Below are 2,067 nucleotides of genomic sequence, written 5' to 3'. Positions count from 1 at the left end.
TTTCACGGTTAATATGCTCTTTGAACATTCAGAAGGTGGTGAATACTCACCGCGTACATTATGGGTTCTTAGACGATTTGGTACGACCAGTGATACAGATAATGAAGTTACGCTTACAAAAGACCTTAAAAATGTGGATGGTCAGACTATACAAGCAGGAACTACAATTCGAGGATTTATCAAAGACTTTGGCGGAGGCGACGTGCTTCTTGATGAAGCATGGTTTCGCCATGGTATTGGCGGTGGATTTGGTGATAACCAAGCCTATAACTTTTCCATTAAAGATGCGACTTATTCACGGATAAGAGAATTATCACTGTCTTATTTTATGCAATCCGATGCATTGACAAATCTGACAGGTTTAAACAGCCTTCTATTTACTGCTACGGGTCGAAATCTATTTGCTTGGTACAAGGATTTAGAAGGTGTTGATCCTGGTGTAAATGTTGGTGGTATCCAAACAGGTTCAGGATTAGAATACTTTTCTAACCCTGTCACCAAGTCATTTTTATTCTCAGTTTCGGCAAACTTCTAAGGGGAGGATATAAGAATGAAAACTACAATTAAAGGTTTAAGAACAATGAAAAAAATATTAATTCCATTGACCGCAGTCGCATTGATGGTGACTGGGTGTGATGTGGATAAATCAATTAATGATAATCCAAATGAGATTACATTATCGGATGTTGATGCAAAACTCTTTTTGAATGGCGCACAACTTGCTAATGTAATCGTGCAGGTATCTCATTTAAATCGAATATGTGGCATGTTCTCTGGGCAATTGGTAGGCTATACATCATTGTATTCCAATATCTATGGATATGCACTTTCTACCGTTGAAACTAATGGAGAGTGGAATGCGGCATATACAGGTGTTGTTACAAATGCGCGACATATTAGATCTGCTGCACCAGACGATAAACTTTTGGTAGGAATATCAAAAGTGATAGAAGCCAATGCGATTGGAACTCTGGCTTTATTAACGGGTGATGTACCTTATTCAGAAATTGGTGGTGAAATAAGCGACCCTGCGTTTGATTCTCAAAAGAGTGTTCTTACAGCATTGTCAAGCTTGCTGGATGGTGCCATTACTGATTTAAGTGCAGCGTCAACTCGTAAAGAATCTTTCGATATTTATTTCGAAGGAGATAAGGATAAATGGATTGCCGCCGCCTATACACTAAAAGCGCGGTATGCTCTCGCAAATAAAGATTATGCAGGTGCTTTGGCTGCAGCAGGAAATGGAATTGCTTCCTCAGCGGGTGATATGTTGTATATACCCCGTGGTGATGCGGCAATTAATACAGGCGATAAAAACCTATTTTACACCATTATAGCAGGATCCCGAGCAGGTGATCTTGGTAATAGTGGTAGTTATTTAATGGATTTGCTTGATTCATCCAATTCAAACTATAGAGGCAATACTAAAACGAACGAAAAAGCTCGTCATGGATATTACGCCATTGATGAATCTTCTGCCTCAGGTAACACGGGTGTGATTGAACAGTTTGAGCCACAACCTCTTGCTACATACTCTGAAAATCAATTGATCAAAGCTGAAGCAAGCGCAAGATCTGGTTTTGCTTCAGGATTAAGTGCATTGAATAGTTATCGGGCATGGTTGTCGGGTGGTGGACGTCTCAATTCTTCTTTTAATGATGCAGCTAACTACATGTATGACGCCTACGTTGAGGCTGATTTTACAAGTGGTGGTATGGAAAATGCTGACGGCGTTTCCAAGGATAAAGCGCTTCTTAGAGAAATTATAGAAGAACGGTATGTTTCTGGTTTTGGTTCTTTTATGCCGTTTAATGATCATCGTCGTCTCCGTGGTGCAGGCGAATCAGATTTGATACCCCCATTTCCATTAAATACGGTAGGAGCTACTCAGCAAGTTGAGCGTATGCAATGGGCTCAAGGTGAAATATCTTCCAATTCAAATGCCCCAGATGATCCAGGTTTATATGCCAAAACTGAGGTGAATAAATAAACTTTTTCTACCTCTCTCCAAGAGTTGATTGAAAAAAAACTAAAAAGCCTCCATTTATTTTGGGGGCTTTTTAGTTT

Annotated in this window: 2 protein-coding genes; both read left to right on the top strand. The window is 39.8% G+C overall.

All coding sequences use genetic code 11. The features are described from left to right. The first annotated feature begins 13 nt into the window (after positions 1–13). Positions 14–535 carry a hypothetical protein gene (locus HN459_02175; protein ID MBT3478247.1) on the top strand — a complete coding sequence of 174 codons (522 nt, stop codon included), beginning with the start codon at positions 14–16 and terminating at the stop codon, positions 533–535. A gap of 45 nt (positions 536–580) precedes the next feature. Then, complete coding sequence (locus HN459_02170) at positions 581–1,990, top strand: SusD/RagB family nutrient-binding outer membrane lipoprotein (GenBank protein MBT3478246.1); 1,410 nt, start codon at positions 581–583, stop codon at positions 1,988–1,990. The last annotated feature ends 77 nt before the right edge of the window (positions 1,991–2,067 follow it).

This window comes from Candidatus Neomarinimicrobiota bacterium, assembly GCA_018647265.1.
Classification (GTDB): Bacteria; Fidelibacterota; Marinisomatia; order Marinisomatales; family TCS55; genus TCS55.
This window is presented reverse-complemented; position numbering and strand designations above follow the sequence as displayed.